The sequence below is a fragment of the Bradyrhizobium sp. NBAIM08 genome, assembly GCF_020193935.1.
GTDB classification, from domain to species: domain Bacteria; phylum Pseudomonadota; class Alphaproteobacteria; order Rhizobiales; family Xanthobacteraceae; genus Bradyrhizobium; species Bradyrhizobium yuanmingense.
In genome coordinates this window covers 1-408 of the sequence record NZ_JADYVR010000898.1, presented here as the reverse complement: position 1 = coordinate 408, position 408 = coordinate 1, and the positions used below count along the sequence as shown (strand labels likewise).

Annotated in this window: 1 protein-coding gene; it reads left to right on the top strand. The window is 65.7% G+C overall.

The window, feature by feature from the left end:
- On the top strand, positions 1–408 hold a 408-nt coding region (locus I6F37_RS42610), incomplete at both ends, for an ATPase, T2SS/T4P/T4SS family (protein ID WP_225154768.1).

Here is a 408-nt window from a genome sequence, read left to right as displayed (position 1 = left end):
CCCGCATGCTGGAAGCCAACGGCGCGAGCGCCGCCGAGGCGCTGGAATCGTTGTCCTCGGGCGACTTCGAATTCGACGTCACCGACGACGTCACCGCGCCGCAGGAGGCCGCCGATGCCGGGAGCGACGTCGAGGACGCGCCGGTGGTGCGCTTCCTGCAGAAAATGTTGATCGACGCGATCAACATGCGGGCCTCCGACCTGCATTTCGAGCCCTACGAATATCACTACCGGGTACGCTTCCGGGTGGATGGCGAGCTGCGCGAGATCACCCAGCCGCCGATCGCCATCAAGGACAAGCTCTCGTCCCGCATCAAGGTCATCTCCCGCCTCGACATCGCCGAGAAGCGCGTGCCGCAGGACGGCCGCATGAAGCTCAAGTTCGGCGCCAAGGCGATCGACTTCCGGG